This is a genomic window from Roseinatronobacter alkalisoli (assembly GCF_028745735.1).
In the GTDB taxonomy this organism is placed as follows: domain Bacteria; phylum Pseudomonadota; class Alphaproteobacteria; order Rhodobacterales; family Rhodobacteraceae; genus Roseinatronobacter; species Roseinatronobacter alkalisoli.
The window spans coordinates 1-1,310 of record NZ_JAQZSM010000112.1 but is presented as its reverse complement, the minus strand read 5'-3'; the positions used below and the strand labels follow the sequence as shown (position 1 = coordinate 1,310).

Below are 1,310 nucleotides of genomic sequence, written 5' to 3'. Positions count from 1 at the left end.
TGCTACCGTTCGACCCGCGGCAACCAATGACCGTTGTTCAGCCCTTTGCAGACGGTCGTCGTGATGACCGCCCCCTTCGGCTCCAATGTCGCGCCCAGTGGAGCGGAAGTTCGCTGCTGCAAGTCTTATCGTCTCGGACGCCAGAAAACCGGACACTCCCCATGCCACGTATCAACTGGCCGTCCAAGTGATCGCCGACCAGGGGAGCCTTCGATCTCCGCCAATCCCGCGCTATCTCAATTACGGGCTCATGTGTTATAGTTTCGCCACCGTCACCACGAATGAAAGGAGACAACACCATGAAACGTTTGTGCCTTGCCTTGGCCTTTACCGCGTTTGCCGCCACTCCTGTCCTTGCTTTCCAATGTCCGGCGGATATGAGCGAGATCGACGCCGCATTGGAAACCGCGTCGCTCTCGGAAGCCGATCTTGCAAGGGTGAAAGAATTACGCACCCTTGGAGAGACCGAGCATGAAGCGGGCAATCACCAGGCTTCGGTCGACGCGCTGGCCGAGGCGAAGGAGATCCTCGGTCTCTGAGGCAATGGCCACTGACAGACCCGGGATAAAATAACAACGGCTAGGGAGTTCCAGCCCTTTGCCGCCGGTCGTGCGCGGCGCGGCGTAACGATGGCCGCATCCGTCCGCAGTGCGGACTAAGCGGCTATAAAAAATCTGACCCGATCAGTCGCGGCCCTATATAAAAAGAACTGGTAGGTTTTGCAGCGCATGGCAACGCGCCGCTGTGCATCAGTTTGGTGCGACCTGGAAGGAACAGAAGATGAAATTCTCAGATCTTGCTGAACGACAGATCCTGAAAGCGCAAGCTGAAGGCCAGCTTGACAACCTTAAAGGGGCCGGAAAACCGCTGAATATCGAAGGTGATGGGAGCGCAGACGCTATCGGGTTTCGCATTATGGCTGACGCAGGCGTGGTGCCGCGTGAAATTCAGCTGCGGAAAGCCGTCGAGGCGCAGTCCCGAATATTGCAGGAAACGACGGGTGAAGAGGCTCGCAAGCGAGAGATGATCAAGCTTAATGATCTTCAGTTGCGCCTCAGCATTGAACAGGAAGCGCGGCGACGCTTCTACGACAGCTAAGGGCTCGTTCGCGTTGATGCTCAACCGAAGCATTTGCGACAGCTACCCTCGTCCGGGCAGCAGGATATGGTCCGAAGGGCTTTGCTGATGGCATGGATGCCCCCTCCCGACGGCATCGTAATGTGCCAAGGTGATGTTTGCTGAAGACATCACAGAAGGAGAGAGCATCCATGTCCGAAGTTACCATCATCGGGATTGATCTTGCAAAGCGC

General features: G+C 56.6%; 2 protein-coding genes. Both read left to right on the top strand.

The features are described from left to right. Positions 1-299: 299 nt before the first annotated feature. On the top strand, positions 300-539 hold the full coding sequence (locus PUT78_RS23570; protein ID WP_274354644.1) for a hypothetical protein: 240 nt from the start codon (positions 300-302) through the stop codon (positions 537-539). Positions 540-780: 241 nt separating this feature from the next. Next, a complete protein-coding gene (locus PUT78_RS23565; RefSeq protein ID WP_274354643.1) occupies positions 781-1,098 on the top strand; it encodes a DnaJ family domain-containing protein in 318 nt (105 codons plus the stop codon). The last annotated feature ends 212 nt before the right edge of the window (positions 1,099-1,310 follow it).